The 20,530-nt window shown below is 58.1% G+C and carries 16 protein-coding genes; 4 read left to right on the forward strand and 12 right to left on the reverse strand.

Features of this window, described 5'->3' with window-relative positions; translation table 11 throughout:
* Positions 1-49: 49 nt before the first annotated feature.
* Positions 50-709, reverse strand: a complete 660-nt coding sequence (locus H1204_RS22670) for a hypothetical protein (protein ID WP_243468762.1) — start codon at positions 707-709, stop codon at positions 50-52.
* Between the two features lie 1,020 nt (positions 710-1,729).
* Here H1204_RS22670 and H1204_RS22675 point away from each other — a divergent pair.
* Positions 1,730-2,482: a MipA/OmpV family protein gene (locus tag H1204_RS22675; RefSeq protein WP_180732996.1), complete on the forward strand. Its 753-nt coding sequence runs from the start codon at positions 1,730-1,732 to the stop codon at positions 2,480-2,482.
* Positions 2,483-2,813: 331 nt separating this feature from the next.
* Here the strand turns inward: H1204_RS22675 and H1204_RS22680 are convergent, their stop codons facing one another.
* The 3 genes from H1204_RS22680 to irlR all read right to left on the reverse strand — a co-directional run bounded on the left by H1204_RS22680 (position 2,814) and on the right by irlR (position 6,843).
* Positions 2,814-3,974: a porin gene (locus tag H1204_RS22680; RefSeq protein ID WP_180732997.1), complete on the reverse strand. Its 1,161-nt coding sequence runs from the start codon at positions 3,972-3,974 to the stop codon at positions 2,814-2,816.
* A 376-nt stretch (positions 3,975-4,350) separates the two neighbouring features.
* A complete protein-coding gene (locus tag H1204_RS22685; RefSeq protein WP_274608236.1) occupies positions 4,351-5,763 on the reverse strand; it encodes a heavy metal sensor histidine kinase in 1,413 nt (470 codons plus the stop codon).
* 396 nt (positions 5,764-6,159) lie between these two features.
* Positions 6,160-6,843: a heavy metal response regulator transcription factor IrlR gene (gene irlR, locus H1204_RS22690; RefSeq protein ID WP_180732998.1), complete on the reverse strand. Its 684-nt coding sequence runs from the start codon at positions 6,841-6,843 to the stop codon at positions 6,160-6,162.
* Positions 6,844-7,071: 228 nt separating this feature from the next.
* Between irlR and H1204_RS22695 the strand changes: the two genes are divergently transcribed.
* From H1204_RS22695 to H1204_RS22705, 3 genes are all read left to right on the forward strand, one after another.
* Positions 7,072-8,322 (forward strand): IS701 family transposase, encoded by a 1,251-nt coding sequence (locus tag H1204_RS22695; RefSeq protein WP_180732999.1) that lies wholly within the window; start codon positions 7,072-7,074, stop codon positions 8,320-8,322.
* Positions 8,323-8,445: 123 nt separating this feature from the next.
* On the forward strand, positions 8,446-10,035 hold the full coding sequence (locus H1204_RS22700) for a hypothetical protein (protein ID WP_180733000.1): 1,590 nt from the start codon (positions 8,446-8,448) through the stop codon (positions 10,033-10,035).
* 461 nt (positions 10,036-10,496) lie between these two features.
* Positions 10,497-11,174 (forward strand): transporter, encoded by a 678-nt coding sequence (locus H1204_RS22705; protein ID WP_243468781.1) that lies wholly within the window; start codon positions 10,497-10,499, stop codon positions 11,172-11,174.
* Positions 11,175-11,192: 18 nt separating this feature from the next.
* Here H1204_RS22705 and H1204_RS22710 read toward each other — a convergent pair whose 3' ends face one another.
* The 8 genes from H1204_RS22710 to H1204_RS22745 form a co-directional block, all read right to left on the reverse strand.
* On the reverse strand, positions 11,193-11,687 hold the full coding sequence (locus tag H1204_RS22710) for a hypothetical protein (RefSeq protein WP_180733001.1): 495 nt from the start codon (positions 11,685-11,687) through the stop codon (positions 11,193-11,195).
* Positions 11,632-12,756, reverse strand: a complete 1,125-nt coding sequence (locus tag H1204_RS22715) for a GlxA family transcriptional regulator (protein ID WP_180733002.1) — start codon at positions 12,754-12,756, stop codon at positions 11,632-11,634. Before H1204_RS22715 ends, H1204_RS22710 begins: the two co-directional genes overlap by 56 nt.
* Before the next feature lie 7 nt (positions 12,757-12,763).
* On the reverse strand, positions 12,764-14,050 hold the full coding sequence (locus H1204_RS22720; RefSeq protein ID WP_198001232.1) for an MFS transporter: 1,287 nt from the start codon (positions 14,048-14,050) through the stop codon (positions 12,764-12,766).
* 389 nt (positions 14,051-14,439) lie between these two features.
* On the reverse strand, positions 14,440-15,915 hold the full coding sequence (locus H1204_RS22725) for a cytosine permease (protein WP_180733004.1): 1,476 nt from the start codon (positions 15,913-15,915) through the stop codon (positions 14,440-14,442).
* A 16-nt stretch (positions 15,916-15,931) separates the two neighbouring features.
* The gene (locus H1204_RS22730) at positions 15,932-16,735 is read right to left on the reverse strand and encodes a creatininase (RefSeq protein ID WP_180733005.1); all 804 of its coding nucleotides are present in this window, start codon (positions 16,733-16,735) and stop codon (positions 15,932-15,934) included.
* A 68-nt stretch (positions 16,736-16,803) separates the two neighbouring features.
* Positions 16,804-18,060: a serine hydroxymethyltransferase gene (gene glyA / locus H1204_RS22735; RefSeq protein ID WP_180733006.1), complete on the reverse strand. Its 1,257-nt coding sequence runs from the start codon at positions 18,058-18,060 to the stop codon at positions 16,804-16,806.
* A gap of 66 nt (positions 18,061-18,126) precedes the next feature.
* The gene (locus tag H1204_RS22740) at positions 18,127-19,338 is read right to left on the reverse strand and encodes a M24 family metallopeptidase (protein ID WP_180733007.1); all 1,212 of its coding nucleotides are present in this window, start codon (positions 19,336-19,338) and stop codon (positions 18,127-18,129) included.
* Positions 19,339-19,496: 158 nt separating this feature from the next.
* On the reverse strand, positions 19,497-20,510 hold the full coding sequence (locus H1204_RS22745; RefSeq protein ID WP_180733008.1) for a GlxA family transcriptional regulator: 1,014 nt from the start codon (positions 20,508-20,510) through the stop codon (positions 19,497-19,499).
* Positions 20,511-20,530: the final 20 nt, after the last annotated feature.

The raw sequence follows: 20,530 nt of genomic DNA on the forward strand, positions 1-20,530 counted from the left end.
CGAGTGTCATCGGTGCCGCGAACACCACTGTCATTGCGTCCCAAGTGCGCTAGCGCGCGTCTATGGGCGTCACCCGCGTCGCATAAGCCGACACAAACACGGCATGGACGGTATCGCCCTCCTTCAAAGTCTTGAAGTCGATATCGGGACCGACTCCGAGCGTGACTGTCCGATAGGCGCCTCGCAGCCGCACCTCGCGCTTGCTGGCATCCATATCCAGCACCGTGGCCTGAACCTCGATCTGGCGCGCGGCGCTGTATCCCGACGGTGTCGACTGATACACGCTGGAATCGACACGTTTGCGAATCCCCTTGTCCGCGCCTGCGATCTTGTCAGCGGCCACGAGCAACGCGTTTTTGTAGAGCACTTCGACGTTATCGCCCACGCGGAGCTGATCGAAGTTTTCGACTTGCGGACCCATCGCGACATCGATGTCGTGTCCCTTCGGACCATGCAGAGTAATGATGCGCGAAGCGCGGTCGATATCGGATATCCGGGCCTTGATCTCAACGGGCGGCGCCGTGGCGAGAAGCGCCTGCACCCGCCCGGCGAGTGCGGATTGCTCTTGCGCACCCGAAGCGGGTTGAGCGGTCTGCGCGACCGCCCACGGTGTAACTCCCATGCTCACGATAACTGCCACTGCCAAACTGGTAGCTTTACTCATCCGCATTTTCCTGTTTAAAGGGATTCTTTTGTCGAGGTAAATCACCCCGGTTCATTCCGACATCGGTTCACGTGGCACACGCCAGGCAACCTTCCGTTCTCGACTGACATCACGAGCGCTATCGCATCAGGTTGACCTGGCTCAGACGGTGCGCGGCACATCTTGCGTCCAGGCTGTGACGACGGAACTCGACGGCATTCCTGTTCCCATCCTTCCCGGCGCAGGGACGCCACGATCAGAATCGCGACAATTGGCACGGCAACGGGAAAAAGAAGAACGGCACCGACGCGACCGGTAAGTTCGCAAATATCGATAGTCAACCCCACGATGTGAGTGCGGATCGAGCGCCAAAGACTGCGGTCAACCAGAAGGATTGGGATCGCCCTGGCCGTATGTATCAACACATGGCAATAACTCATTGGCAGCTCCTTGAGTTCTCTTCACTTGTTCACGGTCGGCTCGTCTGTAGAAAACATAACCACACGATGTCTGATCTTCCACATCGTTTCGTGGGGTCTGCAACGAAGACCAGAAGGCGTTTTTATCACGACTCACAGCTTCGACTTCAAGTAACAATCAAATCTTTGATTAAACATAAATTTCACCATTCGAATAAGACCCTCTATCGAAAAATGACCAATACGGACGGCTCATTCTTTAAAACAAAGGTAGAGTAAAAATTCCTGAACACCAAAGCCACTAGCGTATTGCAACTGCTCATTCGAATATTTCATGACGCTTCAATTTACCAAGCGTGCTTTATTTGATAAGCATGCCTACTCACTTCTCCCGGAGACTACGCCATAAACAGCAACTTCACTTGATAACTCCATCTTTGAAGACGAATACCGGCGCTTGATCTTCTCCCTGGCCATCGAGACTGCCCGCCGTCACCGTAGCGATCCGCAACGGCGCGCCGACTCTGCTTTCAAGCGGTTGCCATAACCGCAGCTGTTACGCACCTGACGAGTCGCGACGCACAGATGCCGTACCCCCATGGATGTCCAGACGTTCGACAGCCATTGTCGGTTCTGACCTTCCTATCGATCATGCAAGGAATTACTCATGCGAAATCTCCACGTCGCAGCCGCGCTAACCATTGGCGCGGCCATGGCGACCCCATCCAGCCCGGCTTACCCGGCCGAGGCATCGCTTGGCGCGCAAGTCAATGTCATGCCCAAATACGACGGCGCTGCATCGTATCGCGCACTGCCGTTGCCTGTGTTCGCTTACGACAATGGACTCTTTTTCGTTTCCGGGCTCTCAGCCGGAATACGCTATCCGATCGGAGCCGGCATTTCGACAGGTCTGATTGCGCAGTTCGACTTTGGTCGGGACGCCGACGATTCATCTCACCTTGCGGGAACCAACGACATTTCCAACACGGCCCGCGTTGGCGCGTTCGTGGATTGGCGTCACGGCAAGTGGCACGCGTCGCTCAACGCGCTACAGGCCACGCACAGTGGATATGGTCTGAAAGTCCGTCTCGCAGGTGATTTCACCGCTTTGGCGACGCCGAAAAACACAGTCAATCTGACAGTGGGTGCGACTTTCGGCAATGGGGATTATATGAATACCTATTTCGGCGTTACCGAGCAGGAGTCGCTTGCAAGCCAGTCGAGGCTCGCGGGATATTCGCCCTCAGCGGGCATCAAGGGGGTCGACGCCAGCGTCATATGGAAGCACCAGTTCAACCCGCACTGGAGCACGGCTGCCGTGCTGGGTGTGTCCAGTCTGGTGGGCGACGCAGCCGACAGCCCCGTCGTCGAACACAAGGCTGCTATCTTCGGATCGGTAGGTCTGGCGTACCGGTTCTAGTTCCGTCGCGGTATGCATGTGCCAGCGCATGCATACGGACATTCATGGGCGCAGTCCGGTACTCGGGCGGCCCGGTTTCTATTCACCTTCCTGCAACGCGCTTACGCGCACATCGTCCCACTGCCCCGCTTCGACCCGTCACGCATCGACGTGATGCCTTTACGGTTTGTGAACGGCTTCCAACAGTACTTTCCCTGCATGACCAGGTGGGCCTTCGCCGTCGTTCTACCTGACGAAGGCCCATGAGCCATGCGAGTGGATGTCGACTGTGTGCCCCCCGCTTCCCGACGGGCAGACAACGGATTGCGCTATCTGCCCGATTTGCCGTTGATCAGAAGCGGTGACGCAGTCCGATCGTTGCTGCAACCTGGTTGTTGGTTGACGACGGCGACAACATGTTGATGGATGCCACGTTCGCGATGCCGTTGCCGTTCGCGTCATAACCGAGCGAGCCGGAAGCATGCTGGTACACGCCGGCCAGGTACACGTCCGTACGCTTGCTAAGCGAATAGTCCGTACCTAGAACGAACGTATGCCACGTCGGCGAATTGCTGCTGTTGCTGCCTGTCACTGTGCCGTCAGTGAACGTGTAAGAACTGACGACTGCCAGCGCCGGCGTAAGCCTGTACTGGCCGTTGATTTCGTAATTGTCGAGATGCAGGTTCATCCCCGTCAGGCCGGGCAGTGCAGCGCCGCCACTCGACAGGCTCGCGAGACCGTCGATCTGTGAATGCGTCCACACGAGACCAACCTGCGCCGGCCCGAATGCGTAGGTGGCACCCAAACCGTAAGTACGCTGAAGCGTCGCCGAAATGTTCTGGCTTGCCGACGCTGCGCTGTTCGCCCCGCCGAGCCCACCCGAGTTATCCGATTGTGTGTAACCCGCCGCGACGTTCAGCGGACCCGTACCATACTTTACGCCCAGGCTCCACGTGCGGCCGTTTGCAAATCCGCTCGCGTCGTTGCTGAAGCCATACATGCCGCCGAACTGGATGCCCGCGTAGTTCGGGCTCGTGTACTTGACCGCATTTTTTGTCGAGTACGTCTGCGCCAGGTTGTCGTTGTCGAACGGATGGCCGGCGAGATTGTTGCCGAAGCCCGCGCCTGCGGTCGACAGCGGCCCGAGATACTCCGAGGTCGAGTCGTATTGACGTCCCAGCGTCACGGCGCCATACGCGTCACTCTTCAGGCCGACGAAGGCTTGACGGTTGAACATATCGTCGCTGTTATGAAAGCCCCCGTTGTTCAGATCAAAACCGCTTTCCAACGTAAAGATGGCCTTCAGCCCACCGCCGAGATCCTCGGCACCGCGCAAGCCAAAGTAGTTGTTCGACAGGTTTCCGCTACCCTGCTGCCAAACACTCTTCCCGCCGACGTTGTTTGCATAGGTGATGCCCGTGTCGATCGAGCCATAGAGAGTGACGCTGCTTTGTGCGTGCGCACTCACCGCAAAGGTACTCACTGCGCAGGCGAGAATGACATGTTGTTTCATGCTTCAAACTCCTAAGTACATGGAAATCTCCCGACAGCTTGTAAAGCATAAGCAATCGGTAATCTGACGAATCAGATTGCGGAGTATTCCATTGATTTGAAGCACTTTCGTTTTGGTGTGACACTCCAGCGCACCCCCGAAATAGAACTGCTACGTGACCAAAACGCGTAGAAGATTGTTTTCAAAAAAATAAAAACTCAAGGTGCACTTCGATATCGGGTGTTCGCCATTGTTCTTGTATCACCGAAACCACGTTTGGATAATTCATGCATGGTTCAATAGTGTCAAAACTTGCCTCTCCGACGCGCCGTGTTTGCGATCTTCGCTCTAGCATCAAAGCAACCATACGTGCCATGCTGTGCATCGATCAGGTTTGTCATGATGGTGAACTCACTGTCTTTTCCCGTAACACAAACCGTAACCAGAATGTCGTGCCGACGGCAGGATCACTTCTCACACCGCACGATCCATGGTGCAAATCCATGATCGATTTGACGATGGCGAGCCCGAGTCCTGTACTGCGGGAAATAGCGCTTTCCCGGGTCGGATCGGCGCGGTAGAACCGTTCGAAGATCCGTTCTACATGCGGCGGAGCAATCCCTGGGCCGCGATCGGACAACAGAACCACTACCGCGCCCGGTTGCTCCCAACATTCAATGTCGATCGTCGAATTGCGTGGCGCGTACGCGATCGCATTAGCGAGCAGGTTGCTGACCGCGCGCTGATATAACAGCAAATCGGCATGGATGATCCCGTGCCCACGCACGTGGATGGTGATATCCGCCGCTTGCGCCAACGATTCGTAAAAGCCGGCGACGCGACGCGCTTCCGCCGCCGCGTCGAACTCGCAGATCGATAGTGACAGGTCGGCTCGCTCCGCGCGCGCGAGAAATAGCATGTCGTCGATCATTCGGGACAAACGCTCGTACTCGTCTATGCTCGACTCAATCACTTCGCGGTATTCGGGCGCAGCACGCGACTGCGCGAGAGCGACCTGAGCCGCAGCTCGCAGATTCGTGAGCGGGGTGCGCAAATCATGTGCGAGATTGGAAGAGAACTCACTCAAGCGTGTGAACGAGTCATCCAGACGCGCCAGCATGCCGTTGAAGGCCTGCCCTAGTTCCAACAGTTCATCCGAGCTGGTGAGCTTCGGCAACGGTTGCCCGAGCCGGCTGATCGACATTTCCTCGGCTCGCGTGACAATGCGGCGCAGAGGGCTCAGCCCTAGCATCGTCACGCCGTAAGCCGAGATTGCCGCAAGCAGAATGCCGACCGTCTCCGTGATAAAGATGATCTCTGCGTTCGACCTTACCAATTCGCGCTCTTCACTGCCGTCGTACTGTACGACGACACGGACAGCCGTGCTGTTACGTCCGTCGAGCGGAACGATGGTCACCAGATATCGTAACGCGGTCGTGGGTGTGGAAAGACTGACGGGATTGTTTGGCGTCTGCACATCCAGTACCGGCGAGTAGTTGCGAAAGCCTCGCGTCGTCAGCAGATCCTTACCCGCCATGTCAAAAATAGCGAATGCCATGTACTCGCGCCCATGCACGTGCTCCTCCCAGACATCCGGATCGCGGTTGATCCCGGCCGTCGATTTCAGTCCGGAGAGGTGAACCTCGAGAGCCGACATCACCTCTTCCATCTGATCGGCCGCATTCGCTTCGACACGGTTCATCATCGCTTCATAGACGGCGAATCCGCTGATCGCGAACGCAACCGACGCATAAAAGACGAGCAGCACGGTGAGCCGTACACGCAGGCTACCGGGCAAATAACGAAGCATGATTAGCTGCCACCGGCTAGTGCCGCGAAGTGCAAGCCATAACGCGGCAGGTTGACGATATTGCGCCCGCGTTTGTCCCGCAGCTCGCATACGCTGTCGACCTCAGAATTCCCCATCCACGACGCATTTGAATTCCTTTTCCAGCGGCAGACAGCTGCCCGGTCCAGCCTCTTACCTTGCCATCAGGAATCGGCCGATTCCGCAATACCAATCCGGCTCGTGGTACTCGCGATGTCGACGAGAGAATAGTACTGCGCCCGCTGCGGGCATGGGATTAAGCACGCCGACGACAGGGGCAAGTTTGAGAAAGCACAAAAGATCCGCAATAGATATTAGCCACGCATTTGTCCGCACAACGCGTCGAATGAAAGCGTCTATGCGTGCTTCATGAGCGAATCACGGTGTCACCTGGGCCCGCATTTCCAGAACGTAGCCCATGCCTCTGACGGTATGAATCAGCCTGGATTCGAAAGGGTCGTCCAGTTTGGAACGCAGACGGCGGATGGCCGAATCCACCACGTTCGTGTCGCTGCTGAAATTCATATCCCACACCTGTGACGCAATGATCGCGCGCGGAAGGATCTCCCCTTCACGCCTCATCAAAAGCCAAAGCAGCGCAAACTCTTTTGCCGTCAACAGAATGACTTTGCCCTGCCTTGTCGCCTTACGACGCGTGAGGTCGAGTTCGAGGTCGGACACACGGAGCGTGTTCGAGTCCTGCAGCCGCGTGCGACGAAGGATCGACTTGACGCGTGCAGTCAGTTCGACAAAATCAAAGGGCTTCGCGAGATAGTCGTCAGCACCGAGTTCCAGCCCCCGGATGCGGTCTCCCACGTCGTCTCTCGCGGTGAGGAAGAGAACCGGTGTCGACTTGCTGCGTCTGAGGTTCTGCAACAGTGTCCAGCCGTCCTGCCCTGGCAGCATCACATCGACGATGAGCAGGTCGTAGTCCTCCGTTTCAGCCTGATGCTGCCCGGAGATGCCGTCCTCCACCCAGTCGGCGATATATCCTGCTTCCGTCAAACCCTTGCGTAGATATAAGCCTGTCTTGCCTTCGTCTTCGACAATCAGAATTCGCATTACCTGTTACCTCGTTTGAATCACTTGCGGTCCGAAGATCCTCCGGCAAGCGCACCACAATATCAAAGCGACGGTTTCCCTGGAAGTCTGTTTCCGCTTTGCCGTTTTCCTCAAGACTTACGCCGCGTCAAACATGACGGGAATGTCATGTTCGCCTCATGCAGACGCAGCACTCAAACGTCAAGCTCCCTGAGTCTAACTGACGTCCAATGAAGCTATTCCAATGCAATGAGTACATCTCAACGGTTTGATGAGTACCTGGAACATCTTTCTCAAGGGTTCCGACACAAGCATCATATTGCCGGCCTGCGCGACTATTGCACGGGACTGATGCGACCGTCGGAGCGAAAGAGCACCAATGCCATTGCTGAAAATCTTCAACCCGCACGCGCGGAAGCAATGCGTCAGGCGCTACATCATTTCGTCGCCAGAGCCCCGTGGTGCGATGAGGAACTGCTGAGACAGGTCGCCCGCTGGGTGACCCCGCAAATGGCGGGTTTGTCCCGCAGCGGCTGGTGGATCATCGACTGCAACACGTTTGCGAAGCGTGGCAGCCAGCCAGTGGGCGTCGCGAGACAAATTCACGAAGCATCGGCCAGATATGACAAATGTCAAATTGCCGTGAGTGTTTCGCTGGCCTGCGAAAGTGCCAGTCTGCCTGTCGGCTGGCGGCTGTATCTGCCGCGCGCATGGGCCGACGATCCGATCCGGCGCAGGAAGGCAGGCGTCCCCGCCGACGTGCAGTTTGCGACCAGACCGAAACTTGCGCTTCAACAGATCGAAAGGCTGCTTGCCGCAGGAACGCCCTCACGTCCCGTGCTCGCCGATGTCAGCTACGGAATGGACCCCGACTTCAGGCAAGGGTTGATTGACCTCGGACTGCCGTACGTATTGGGTGTTACGTCGCAAGCACGCGTCTGGCGCCCGCAAGCCGAATCGCTACCGTCGACGGGATACAGGGAAACGGGACGCCTGGCGTCGCAGACGTGGCGTACGGCCGGGCACTACCCCATCAGCGTCAGAGCACTGGCCATGGAATTGCCCGCGCACGCGTTGCAGACAATCAGTTGGCGCGAAGGGAACGGCAATCTGAGAAGCAGCCGCTTTGGCGTGGCGCGGGTGCAGTATGCCGACAGCTACGCATGCTGGACGCGACTGCAGCCACAGCAATGGCTGTTATTGAAGTGGCCGCTGGGCGAGCCAGAACCTGTCAGATACTGGCTTTCGACGCTACCGGAAGACACGTCGATCAATGAACTCGTCGCCGCCGCACATTACCACTGGCGCACCGATCGGGACCACGAGGAACTTCGGCAGGATTTCGGACTTGACCACTATTCGGGCCGTGGCTGGAGAGGATTTCATCACCACGCCACGCTATGCACGGCGTCGTATGGCTTCAGTCTCGGAGAACGGCTGGCGAGTGAGCGGGACCTGGCTTCCCGAAGACTGTCGATTTACCCGGAAACTGGCATGTGATCCCGGTCACTTCGCGCATCGAGAGGCCCTGTCACTACCTGGAGCATTTTCTTTTGAGAGTTTAGACAACAACCGCTTCCACGTTTAACTGGATGATCGCAATTCCATGATAAAGGACACTTAATGTCGAAACGTTTTCGTTTGCTGGCTGGTATCGCTGCCCTCATTCCTGCATTCGCTCTCCTTGCGCAAGACCTCCCCGCCAATCCGAAACCCAATCCTTATCTGGCGGCAGAAAAATACGCCATTACCCATTTCGATTCGTCCCAGAGCGATTCCTTTCCGTATGCCGTTCCGCGCGGCACGTTCGAAGTCGATCTTCGAAAAGAAAAACGGATTGTCGCGGGCCCCGTCAACATCATGACGCTCGCATCGACGTCTCCGTCTTATATGTGGGGTGTCTCCAGTGAAGGTGTCACCTACATCGACGTGTCGAATGGCGGGTTCAAGGAGATCGCCCGCATGACGGCTCCAGGCCAGAAGGTCATCTCTGCGCAGTTGCACGACAAGGTTCTCGGTCAGCAGTTCACCAAGGTTGCGCAAGTGCAAAAAGCGGTCACTGATATCTATGGCCTCGACTGGACGCGCGCGGTCAATGGTGTCTATTCGGTTGTCGACAAGAATAACGATGTGTACTACAACACTGCCGACGGCTTCTTGACGAAATTCAGCCTGATCGACGAAGAGAACCCGTCCGCGGGGATAAAGGTCATCAAGACCATCAATATGCGTTCGATTATTGGTCCGGATGCGTACCTCGTGGGTATGGGCATCACGTATGACGGAAAGCTCGTCGTCGCGTCTAATTTCACGGTGAGTGTCCTTGACCGCTCACTTGAAGGAAAAGACCAAACGATGCGTCTCGCACCGGGTGAGGTCGTGACTAACTCATTTGCGATCGACGCTCAGAACGGCATCTACATTGCCTCGAACAAGGTCATGCATAAGCTGGTCTGGACGGGCACGAAACTCTCCGACAATCCTGCGGATGGCGCCTGGGCCTCGCCGTACGACACCGGCGATCAGCCCCCAACCATCAAGCTTGGCAATGGCTCGGGTTCCACGCCCACGCTGATGGGATTCGGACGGGATCAGGACCAGCTCGTCGTGATCACCGACGGCGCGAATCGCATGCATCTGGTCGCGTTCTGGCGTAATGAAATCCCGACCGGCTGGAAGGCGCCAGCGGGAGCGAAGTCTAACCGTATAGCAGGCCAGATCGCCGTGACGGCCGGATTGACGCCGCTGCCGAAATTCGTTCAGACCGAACAGTCGGTGGTTGTGAATGGCTATGGCGCCTTCGTGGTCAACAACATTTCGGAATCGGGCGAGAAGGACAAGCTTGTCGACGTACTGGCGCTTGGCCCCGTCAACCAGCCGGGCCACGGTACCGAGCGTTTCGAGTGGAACCCGAAGACACATCAATGGCATTCGGTCTGGACAAGAAGCGATGTGATTTCGATCAGCATGGTACCGAGCGTCAGTTCAGCGTCGGGTATCGTCTTTGTGAATGGCTATTACAAAAAGACTGGCTGGGAGTTGACGGGTCTCGACTGGAACACAGGCAAAACCGTACAACGCGTCGAGTTTGGCAAAGACAATCTCGGCAACGGCGCTTACGCCATCATCCAGTACGCGCCGAACGGCGACCTCATCTTCAATAGTGTGGGCGGCCCGGTTCGCGTGCCTCTGAAAGATCCAGCAAGAACCTGATTGCCTCACCGAACCTGAGTAATGGGCCGATCTCTGGAACCGTCCGGGGTCGGCCCATACTCGCGGCCTTCACGCTCAAACCCACGTCAACGCGCGAAACCTCATGGAATGCCCATTCGTTGCGGCAGGCCTGTCTGCGCCTTTGGCGCCATTCGCGAATCCCAAGCAGAATCGTGAGACAACACTATGCATAAGCGTCGCTGGATTCGACACGTGACCAATAGTCTGCTGGTGACCCTTTGTGTCGCCGGCATACCTCAAAATTCGTCGGCGACTGAAACGGGGGTCGGTCGTCCGATAACCGGTCAACAGGTCACGCCATACGGGGGAATCGTCCCCCCACCAGCGAGTGGATCGTTTCATGGGCGACCATCTATTACGACGGCTCCCTCAGTGCCAGCAAGAAAGTATCTACAGGGAATCAGATAACGGGTGGCCTGGATTATCAGGTTGTCTACACGATCGCCAACCTGGTGAAGACATGGGGTGTCAGCCTGGCTGGATGGAACTTTGCTTCGTCGATTGGTGTACCTGTTCAATATTCCAATGCGTCGTCGTTCAACGGCCTTCTGCGTCCCGATCATGGTACCCAGTTCGCCGATATCTTCTTCGCACCCGTCATTGCCGGATATCGTCTCTCGCCAACCGACTACACTGCGCTGAGCCTGCAAATCTACGCACCGACGGGCGCTTACAATCCCAATCGTCTCGCCAATGCCGGTCAGAACACGTGGACATTTACACCCACTATTGCCTATACGAAGGTATTCCCGAAGAACAACGTCGAGCTGACCGTCAACTACGGCGTCGAGTTCTATACAACGAATAGCGACACGAACTATCACAATGCCGCGGTCAGCGTACTCGATGTGCTGGCGCTCAAGCGCTTCAGGAGCGGGTGGAGCGTAGGCGTGGTCGGCGGGTGGATTCAGCAGCTCGGCAACGATACCGGTCCCACCGCTGATCTGATCGGTGGCGCGAAGGGCTATTCCGTCGGCATGGGTCCGATCGTAGGCTGGGCTGGCAAGATCGGGAAAACGCCTGTTTCCGCGAATCTCCGGTGGGTCAACGAGTTCGCCGCCCATGCAAGACCCAGCGGAAACGCCGTGCAGTTCTCGTTGAGTGCAACCTTCGAATAGGCCAATTCCAGATGGGAACTAGCGGAAGAATGCGACGACCTGGAGAATCGTTCCAGCCCCTGCAATAACCGTGAACACTGCCGCCAGCCAAACACCGGCGGTTTCTTCGATCCATTCGACGACTGACGATGAATCCCCGTCACCGATATTCCTCTGGCGTTGGCTCGATGTATTTTTCGCCATCCTTGTAACAGCCGTCTCGCGACAATTATCCATGTTCATCTTTGACCGGTGACGCAGAGAAAGGAGAAAGTGCGAGAAGCGTTGCGCTTCCCGTCGACACTCCGCTATTTCGGCACCGATCTGAAAAACTTTAAAGTCGCGTGCAACAAAAACCACCAGCAATATGGCCGCTAACGCCGCGCGTCCGAGACGGTGTCGCCAGGCACGAGGTGTGCGTTGTATCTGCCACACCTGGAAATAGTTGAAGGAAAAAACACGCGAAGTCAAACAATAGTCATAGCCTCGCAGAACAATTGGCCAGTTTGCGGCGAGCCATTGGTGTTTGCCCATCGCCGCAAACGCCTACGGGCAAGCTCCCCCGAGCGGCGCGATACACGTTCGGGGCGACGCCATACTCGCGCCGAAATTCGCGTCCCATGTGAGAGGCATCCGAAAAGCCGCAGGTTGCGGCGATATCCGCCACCGTCCGGTCCGAGTCCGTCAGCAGCCATGCAGCCGTCTTCAACCGCATCCGCCGCGCGTACGCCAAGGGCGATTCGCCCGTCTGTGTCTTGAATAGCCTTTGGAGTTGACGCACGGATACCTCGACCCGATCGGCCAGTTCCTCCATGCTCAACGGTCGCCCGATGTGCTGCTCCATCAGATGAACGACTCGCCTCACCCGGGGATGCGTCACGGGCTCGGTGCCGGGCGGATGCGGTTGTGGCGCGCTCGGGCGCTGCGCGTCTTCAACCAGAAGGATACGCAGCGCTTTCTGAACGGTCGCAACATCGATATGCCGCTGCAGGATCGCCGCTGCCACATCGATGGAAGCGCGACCACCCGAGCACGTGATGCGGCGCCCATCGATCGCAAAGAGCCGGTCGGCGACAAGCCGGCTTTCGTCGACATGTGGAAAGCGTTCAATGTAGTCCCAGTAGTGAAACCAGCTGACGCACACACGATGTCCATCCATCACACCTGCGCTTGACAGCGCGAACACGCCGGTGCAAATGCCCACGAGCGTGGACGACGCACCGGCGGCACGGCGAATGAACCGAAGCGTGGCGTCGCTAACGCCCGGTCCCGAATGCAGCAAGCCGCCGATCACGACCACATAATCGAAGTGCCCTGCTTCGTCGAAGGTCTGCCACGGCTGGACCTGAATGCCGCAACTCGCCCTCACTGGCGTCAGTGTTTCGCCGACTATCGTCCAAGCGCACCGCACTGGCTTGCTGAAATCGGCATCGTCGCTGGCAAGACGCAAGAGATCCACAAAGCCGGAAAATGCGGTCAGCGTGAAATTCGGCAGAAGGACGATTCCGAACCGCACGGGCGGCCTTCTGTCACGGAACGCAAGATCGGTTCGGGGCGCCTTTGTTCGTACCTCGACCTCGAATGAACCGGCTGCAATGCTCATGGACGGTTCACTCATCGGCCAACGGTGCCTGCGAAGTCTCGCGGCTGAAGATCATCGCGATCAGCGCGATACCTGCCGCGCCGACCAGATACCATGCTGGCGCAAGCTTGTTGCCCGTCGCCCCGATCAGCCATGTCGCGACCAGCGGGGCCGTGCCACCGAAGAGCGCATTCGCCGCATTGAAGCAAAACGCGAAGCCGCTATAGCGCACCCGTGTCGGAAAAATCTCCGACAGGAAGCACGGCAGCGTGCCATCGTTCATCGTCAGCAATGCGCCGAAGGCGACCTGGATCGCGACGATCATCATGAAGCTCGCGCCTGCCAGCCCCTTGAAGAGCGGCACGGTCAACACCGCGAACAGAATCGACGCGCCGATCAGCATCGACTTGCGGCCGATGCGGTCCGACAGTGCCCCCATCACGAACACCAGCCCGATATAAGCCGTCAGCGAGATCGTTGCGGCGATGAACGATGCCGTCTCGTCCATGCCCAATTCCGTCGACAGATAGGTCGGCATATAGCTCAGCACCAGATAGAACGCGACGGCATTCAGGCACGTCACGCCGAACGCGATCAGCATCTTCATCCGATGCTTGCCCAGCAGTTCGGCAATGGGCGCGCGCGCAACGTGGTGGTCTTGCTCCAGCGCCTTGAAACGCGGCGTGTCCTCCAGTTTCACGCGAATGTACCGTCCGATCAGACCAAACGGTGCCGCCAGCAGAAACGGCAAACGCCATCCGAACGAATGCAGCTGCTCGCTGCTCAACACGGCATGCAATACAGCGATGAGAATCGAGCCGAACAGCAGCCCTGCCGCCGTGCTCGCCGGGACGATGCTCGTATAGACGCCACGCCGGTTAGCCGGCGCGTATTCGGCAAGGAATGCCGAAGCGCCCGCGTATTCGCCCGAGGCCGAAAAGCCCTGAATCACGCGTACTAGCAGAAGCAGGACGGGCGCGAGCATTCCGACCTGCGCGTAGGTCGGCAATAGCGCAATGACGAAAGTCGAGCACGACATGATCAGAATGGACAGCGACAACGATGTCCGCCGGCCGATCTTGTCACCGAAGTGCCCCCAGACAATGCCGCCAATCGGCCGTACGATGAACGAAATGGCGAATACGCCGTATGCCGCCAGCAGTCCTGTGCTGCCGTCCGTCTTCGGAAAGAACACGACGGCAATGATCGTCGCGAGATAGCCGTACGACGCGTAATCGAACCATTCGACAAAGTTGCCGATAAAGCTCGCGCATGCCGCGCGTCTCAGCAGTTTGGGGTCGACCGATTCGTTCATGGAACTGTCACCTGCTCCTGAAGGCGCGATGACGCTGCTCGCGGAATCGCCCGACAAGGTTCTTCTCGTGCTCATTGACTCTCTCCAGACCTGATGATGCGATGACGGTGCGCGGGCGGCAACATGCGCTCACGCATTGCTGCGGCTCTTTCAATCGAACCTCAATCGAACGAGCCTGCTTGAGTGCATGGTAGGAGTCCAATATCAATGAACATTTCCAGTCTCGACGCAGTACTTTCTGTTTTCGACATCGAGGGTATACGTTAGCGGGACACTCTTATTGCGAAATCAATGGGTGCATTGGAGCAGCGCAAATGCAAAAAACCCGCTGTATCCGCAGACGTTTTGCAACGTCGGCGAATACAGCGGGCAACCTTGGCTGATAACTATCAGATCGAGCTGGAATGCACGTCGCCTTGCAGGCGATCCCCAGACGACGATGTGTGAAAGAGCGGATGTCGGCGCGCGAGCAGGAAGTAGGCAATACCGCCTGTCAGCAGGGAGAACTCGAAACTCAGGTCGCCCCAGCCGAGAAAATCACGCATCAACGGACTGACATAGGTCGGCGAGTTGGAGAACACGATCGACGCGACGATCCCAAGCGCCCACGCAATGATGCCAGGCCAGAAGATTCCGCCCGTGTACCAGTACGCGCCACTGCCCCACTTCATCCAGTCGTCGGTGCGATAGCGGCCGCCGCGCATGAAGTAGTCGACGACGACAATCGCGGCCCAAGGCGCAGTCCAGAAGACCATGTAGTTGAGAAAGACCTGGTACATGTCGAAGAACTGTCCGTAGAACACAGTGACGATACGAAACGTCAATGTGAACAATGCGATGATCGCCAGCGACGTAATGCGGTTGATCGGAATGCGCAACGCGAGCAGACCGAGACCCGCCGTATAGCCGTTGGGCACGTTGGCCGCGATGCCGCCGAGAATGATCGCGAACAGCAGCGGTACGATGAACCACGTCGGCAGGAAACGCGATAACTGGCTGACGGGGTCATCGCCGAGCGATCCGCCGAGCGCCGTTGCAAACAGCACGCCGATCACTTCGCAGAACACCAGCGCGACGAACTGGCCGCCGCCCGCCGCGAGTACGATCTTCTTCCAGCTCGTTTCCGCCGGGAAATAGCGGCTGTAGTCCGAGGCGAAATTAGCCCAGCCGATCGGATAAGAAAACACGATCCCCATTGCGATCAGCCACGTGCTGAACGACCCGCCACCATGATTGACCTGCGATGCGATTGCGAGGCTCGTGTGCGGCAATACGAATGCGGCGAGTCCCGCAAACAGGACGGCGAGTACGACTGCGATCCATTTTTCCGCTGCAATGATCGTGGCGTGACCGAAGATCGCGAGCACGATCTCCGCGGCCAGAATGATCGCAAGCGAGACCCACACCACGCCGTGACTGTGAAAGCCGCCCATTTTCAGCAGCGATTCGAGCGCCTGGGTCGCGACGACGGAATTGATCGAGAACCAGCTCAATGCCGAAATCAGACTGACGGCTTTCGGCAGGAAAGAGCCGAGTTGCCCGAAGGAACTTCGCGACGTCATGATGCCCGATGTGCCCGTCTTCGGCCCCATGATGGTCGTCAGACCGAGCACGAAACAGCCGAACGCATTGCCCACCAGGATCGCCAGCAACGCCTGCCATAGCGACAACCCTTGCGAGAGCGCCAGCGCGCCAGTGACGACGACTACATAGTTCGTGTTTGCGCCGATCCACATCTTGAAGAGTTCGGCTGGCGTGCCATGCCGGTCTTTGCGGGGTATGGGATCGATTGCGTGCTGCTCGATGCTCCACGCCTTGTCGGCGTCCACTGTCTGTCGCGTGTGACTGCTCTCATGCGTGCTCATGGCTCTTCCCCCGGTTTCAGGCTCGCGATGCAAGCGATACGTTGGCGCGGGCTTGCCACGCCTCGCTCAGTGCCTGCGACATACCTTCAACGCAGACGTCGAATAGCAGCTTTCCTTTTTCAGCCGTGGCGGCTGCGGCAGACGAAAGACATCCCGATGCGGGCGTCCATTCGGGTATCGGCGGAAACACATCGTAGGGCGGAAACGTCGCCGCCGCATGCCTGGGCACCTGCGACATGTCGACCAGATGCGGATGCAGATGCAACATCAGCGAAGTCTCCAATACGCCGCCATGCTCGACAGCCCAGCCCGGAAAACCTTCCGGGTAGATCCGCGCGATCGTCGTTTCCGTAACGAAGTCCCAGTACGACAGCAGCACGACCTGGACGTCGTGAATGCCCTCCCAGCGCAGCTCGCGCAACGCAAGATCGATACCTTCGACGGCGAACATCGAGTTCTCGAAGTGGCCGTTGATCAGGCAGATCTTGCGCGCGCCGTGACGCGCGAATTCCTTGAGGATGTCTTTGATGGTCGACGACAACGTATGACCGTCCAGACTCGTCGTGCCGCAAAGATGATTGCCGCCGCCGCTCTTTTGCTGTGACTTGTAGCCGTAGGCGATGGCGGGCGCAACGAGTGCATCGATGTTTTGCGCGACGGCAATGCCGATCGCCGTCGGCAGCAGCACATCGGGGTTCATCGACATGTGCGGCCCGTGCTGCTCCAGTGCGCCGAGGGGTATCAGCACCGGCCAGCCGTCGCCGATGCGGCGCGCGTAATCCGGTGCCGCAAGCTCTCCTATCACCACGCTTTGCTTCATGTACGTCTCCTCGTTAGCAGGTTCTATTAACCACTATATGTCGATGCATCCGCGTCGCCGTCAAACCATCAACGGTCATATACAGGCAATCGCGCGCAAAGCTGCGCGACCTGCTCGCGTACGCGGGCCTCCGTCTGTGCATCGCCCAGATGGTCGAGCACATCGCATACGAGCGATGCCGTGAGCTTCGCATCGTTCTCGTCGAAGCCGCGCGTGGTTAGCGCGGGCGTGCCGATGCGGATGCCGCTCGTCACGAATGGCGATTGTGGGTCGTTCGGCACCGCATTCTTGTTCACGGTGATATGCGCGCGGCCGAGCGCGGCGTCCGCGTCCTTGCCGGTAATGCCTTTATCGATCAAATCCACCAGGAACAGGTGATCGTCGGTGCCGCCCGATACGATCTTATAGCCGCGTTCGATGAAAACGGCCACCATCGCGCGTGCATTGGCCAATGTCTGCTTCTGATACGCAACGAACTCCGCCCCGAGTGCTTCCCGGAAGGCGACCGCTTTCGCCGCGATCACGTGCATCAACGGCCCGCCTTGCGTGCCCGGAAAAACCATCGAGTTGAGCTTCTTTTCGATCGCTTCATTTGCACGCGCGAGAATCAGGCCGCCGCGCGGACCGCGCAAGGTCTTGTGCGTGGTCGTCGTCACGACATCCGCGAACGGAATGGGATTCGGATAAAGACCCGCGGCAACGAGGCCCGCCACATGCGCCATATCGACGAAAAGATACGCGCTGATTCGATCAGCGATCTCACGAAAGCGTGCAAAGTCGAGCACACGCGAGTACGCCGAAAAACCCGCAACGATCATCTTCGGCCGATGCTCGAGCGCGAGCCGTTCGACTTCGTCGTAATCGATCAACCCGGTTGATGCATCGACGCCGTATTGCACCGCATTGAACACCTTGCCGGAAAACGACACTTTCGCACCGTGCGTCAGATGACCGCCGTGCGCGAGGCTCATGCCGAAAATGGTGTCGCCCGGTGCGAGCAAGGCCAGATACACGGCTGCGTTGGCCTGCGAGCCGCTGTGCGGTTGAACGTTCGCATATGCTGCGCCGAAAAGCTGTCGGGCCCGTTCAATCGCAAGCGACTCGACCACGTCCACATGCTCGCATCCGCCGTAATAACGCTTGCCGGGATAGCCTTCCGCGTACTTGTTGGTCAGCACCGAACCTTGTGCTTCGAGCACGCGCGGACTCGTGTAGTTTTCCGATGCGATCAGCTCGATATGATCTTCCTGCCGTTGCCGTTCGAGCAGCATCGCATTCGACAGTTCGGGATCGAAGCCTGCGATCGTCTGTTCTTTTGAAAACATCGGTGAAGCCTCCTGCCATGATGGATCGCCTGCGGCGTATGCCGCAGGCCTTCGTGCTATCGGCCCTTAAGCCCCGATGATGTTGTGGTCCGGCCCATACGGAAAACCGGTGATGTTGGTCGCGCCCTTCTCGCCGATCACGAGAATGTCGTGCTCGCGGTAGCCGCCCGCGCCCGGCTGGCCTTCCGGCAGCATGATCATCGGCTCCATCGAGACAACCATGTTCGGCTCCAGCACCGTCTCGATGTCTTCGCGCAATTCGAGGCCGGCTTCGCGTCCGTAGTAGTGGGACAACACGCCGAACGAATGGCCGTAGCCGAACGTGCGGTACTTGAGTAGCCCGTATTCGGCGTAGATCTTGTTGAGTTCATTCGCGATATCGCAGCAACGCGCGCCCGGCTTGATGAGTTTGAGCCCGGCTTCATGCACCTCGACATTGACCTTCCAGAGACGAAGATGCTCGGCCGGGCAATGATCGAAGAACATCGTGCGTTCGAGTGCCGTGTAGTAACCGGCGATCATCGAAAAGCAGTTCAGGCTCAGGATGTCACCCTTCTGCACCTTGCGCGTCGTCACCGGGTTGTGGGCGCCATCGGTATTGATGCCGGACTGAAACCACGTCCACGTATCCATCAGTTCCGAATCGGGAAAGCGGCGTGCGATTTCACGCACCATCGCCTGCGTCGACGCCAGCGCCACTTCATGCTCGGGCACGCCTTCATGTACGGCTGCCGCGAGCGCCGCGCCACCCACATCGCACACATTCGCGCCGTGTTTGATCACTTCGATTTCTTCCGCCGACTTGATCATGCGCATCCGCATGGTCTGCGCGCTGATATCGACGAACTCGACGGACGGCAGCGCAGCCTTCAGTTTGCCGAGTACTTCGACGGGGATCTGATCGAACTCGACGCCCACGCGGCCTTTGTTCTCGATCTCGCCCTGCACGGCACGGAAGAAATTGTCGCGCTGCCAGTCGGTATAGACCACGTTGTAATCGCCGACGGTACGACGCCAAGGCTGTCCGCCGTCGATATTCGCCGAGATCGACACGACTTTCCTGTCCGTCACGACCAGCCCGTACTTGCGGCCGAACGAGCAGTAAAGAAAATCCGCGTAATAGTTGATGTTGTGATACGAGGTGAACAACACGGCGTCGATGTTCTCGCGCGCCATCAGTTCACGCAGCTTGCCTTGACGGCCTGCATATTCGGCATCGGAGAAAGTGTGCTTCACTTTCTCGCCGTTCTCGATCCGGATCAGGTTCTCCAGTTTCATGCGCTCGACTCCTCGGTGAAAAATGCTGTGGAAGTGAGCGAATGTTAGGAGTGTGGTGATTCAGAATATTTCTCGATACGACATCAGACTCTCTCATTTCGACATCGAGGGTTAACCACAACGGGGCGCGGGCGCGCGTCGCTGGTGGATTTCGAGGCTTATAGCGCCTTTTGATAACGCCTGCGGTCTGCCATCGGCGAGATGTGAAACTGCGCCTTGTAGCGGGTCGCAAAATGCGTCAGCGAGGTGAAACCGGTGCGTGCGCATACTTCTTCGAGGGACTTTGCGGTTCGGTAGAGCAACTGCCTCGCGCGCAACAAACGGATTTCCAGGTAAGCCTGCGCGGGCGTCTTGCCTAGCCGCTCCTGAAACCAGCGTTCGAGTTGTCGCTGCGAGACTTCAAGAAACGTCGCAATCTCCGCCACCGACAGGGTTTCCTCGACATTGCTCTCCATGACCTGCAGCGCTTCGTCCAGTTTCGCGTGCTCGGCACCGATGTACTGCCGCAGCGACGTGACCTGCCGTTGTTCATGACTGCGCCGCTCGGCGATCAACAGTTCGAGCACGCGCGCGGCGAGCGTATGGCTTCCGGGCGGCAAGCCGAGCAGATGAACCATCAGATCGAGCGGCGCAACGCCGCCGCTGCACGTATAGCGGTCGCGGTCTACCTCATACAGACGGTTCGACACCGTGAGTTTTGGGAACTGTTCGAGTAGCACGTCCTGGTCTTCCCAGTGAATCGTGCATCGATAGCCATTGAGCAGACCCGCTCGCGCCAGAAAATAGCTGCCCGTGTCGAGGCCGCCCAGTGCCGTCCCGCTGCGCGCGTGTAAGCGCAGCCAGTCCAGCACGGCGCCGATGCCCTTGCGCGGAATCGGATTGGGCCCGACGACGAAGACCGCGTCGAACTTGCCGGCTTCTGCCATCGACGTGTCGGGCATCACGCGAATCCCGTCGCTGGAACACACGTATTCGTTGCTCGCGCCGATCAGCTGGTACTCGTAGACCTTCCGTTCGATAAGCATGTTCGCGATTCGCAACGGATCCACGGCGGTGCCCAAGGCGATCAACGAGAAGTTGTCCAGCAGCAGAAACCCATAACGCGTGACGCGCAAGTCATGCAGCCCTGCATCGAGGCGACTTTCGTGGCGAGTTTCGTGGGTTGACGACATGACTGGTCAGCGGGGATGGG

Source organism: Paraburkholderia sp. PGU19, from assembly GCF_013426915.1.
In the GTDB taxonomy this organism is placed as follows: domain Bacteria; phylum Pseudomonadota; class Gammaproteobacteria; order Burkholderiales; family Burkholderiaceae; genus Paraburkholderia.

Bases quoted from the DNA above. Each gene is read 5' to 3' on its own strand.
- H1204_RS22675 (WP_180732996.1), top strand. From the start codon at position 1,730: ATGCGAAATCTCCACGTCGCAGCCGCGCTAACCATTGGCGCGGCCATG.
- H1204_RS22680 (WP_180732997.1), bottom strand. From the start codon at position 3,974: ATGAAACAACATGTCATTCTCGCCTGCGCAGTGAGTACCTTTGCGGTG.
- H1204_RS22685 (WP_274608236.1), bottom strand. From the start codon at position 5,763: ATGCTTCGTTATTTGCCCGGTAGCCTGCGTGTACGGCTCACCGTGCTG.
- irlR (WP_180732998.1), bottom strand. From the start codon at position 6,843: ATGCGAATTCTGATTGTCGAAGACGAAGGCAAGACAGGCTTATATCTA.
- H1204_RS22695 (WP_180732999.1), top strand. From the start codon at position 7,072: ATGAGTACATCTCAACGGTTTGATGAGTACCTGGAACATCTTTCTCAA.
- H1204_RS22700 (WP_180733000.1), top strand. From the start codon at position 8,446: ATGTCGAAACGTTTTCGTTTGCTGGCTGGTATCGCTGCCCTCATTCCT.
- H1204_RS22710 (WP_180733001.1), bottom strand. From the start codon at position 11,687: ATGGGCAAACACCAATGGCTCGCCGCAAACTGGCCAATTGTTCTGCGA.
- H1204_RS22715 (WP_180733002.1), bottom strand. From the start codon at position 12,756: ATGAGCATTGCAGCCGGTTCATTCGAGGTCGAGGTACGAACAAAGGCG.
- H1204_RS22720 (WP_198001232.1), bottom strand. From the start codon at position 14,050: ATGAACGAATCGGTCGACCCCAAACTGCTGAGACGCGCGGCATGCGCG.
- H1204_RS22725 (WP_180733004.1), bottom strand. From the start codon at position 15,915: ATGAGCACGCATGAGAGCAGTCACACGCGACAGACAGTGGACGCCGAC.
- H1204_RS22730 (WP_180733005.1), bottom strand. From the start codon at position 16,735: ATGAAGCAAAGCGTGGTGATAGGAGAGCTTGCGGCACCGGATTACGCG.
- glyA (WP_180733006.1), bottom strand. From the start codon at position 18,060: ATGTTTTCAAAAGAACAGACGATCGCAGGCTTCGATCCCGAACTGTCG.
- H1204_RS22740 (WP_180733007.1), bottom strand. From the start codon at position 19,338: ATGAAACTGGAGAACCTGATCCGGATCGAGAACGGCGAGAAAGTGAAG.
- H1204_RS22745 (WP_180733008.1), bottom strand. From the start codon at position 20,510: ATGTCGTCAACCCACGAAACTCGCCACGAAAGTCGCCTCGATGCAGGG.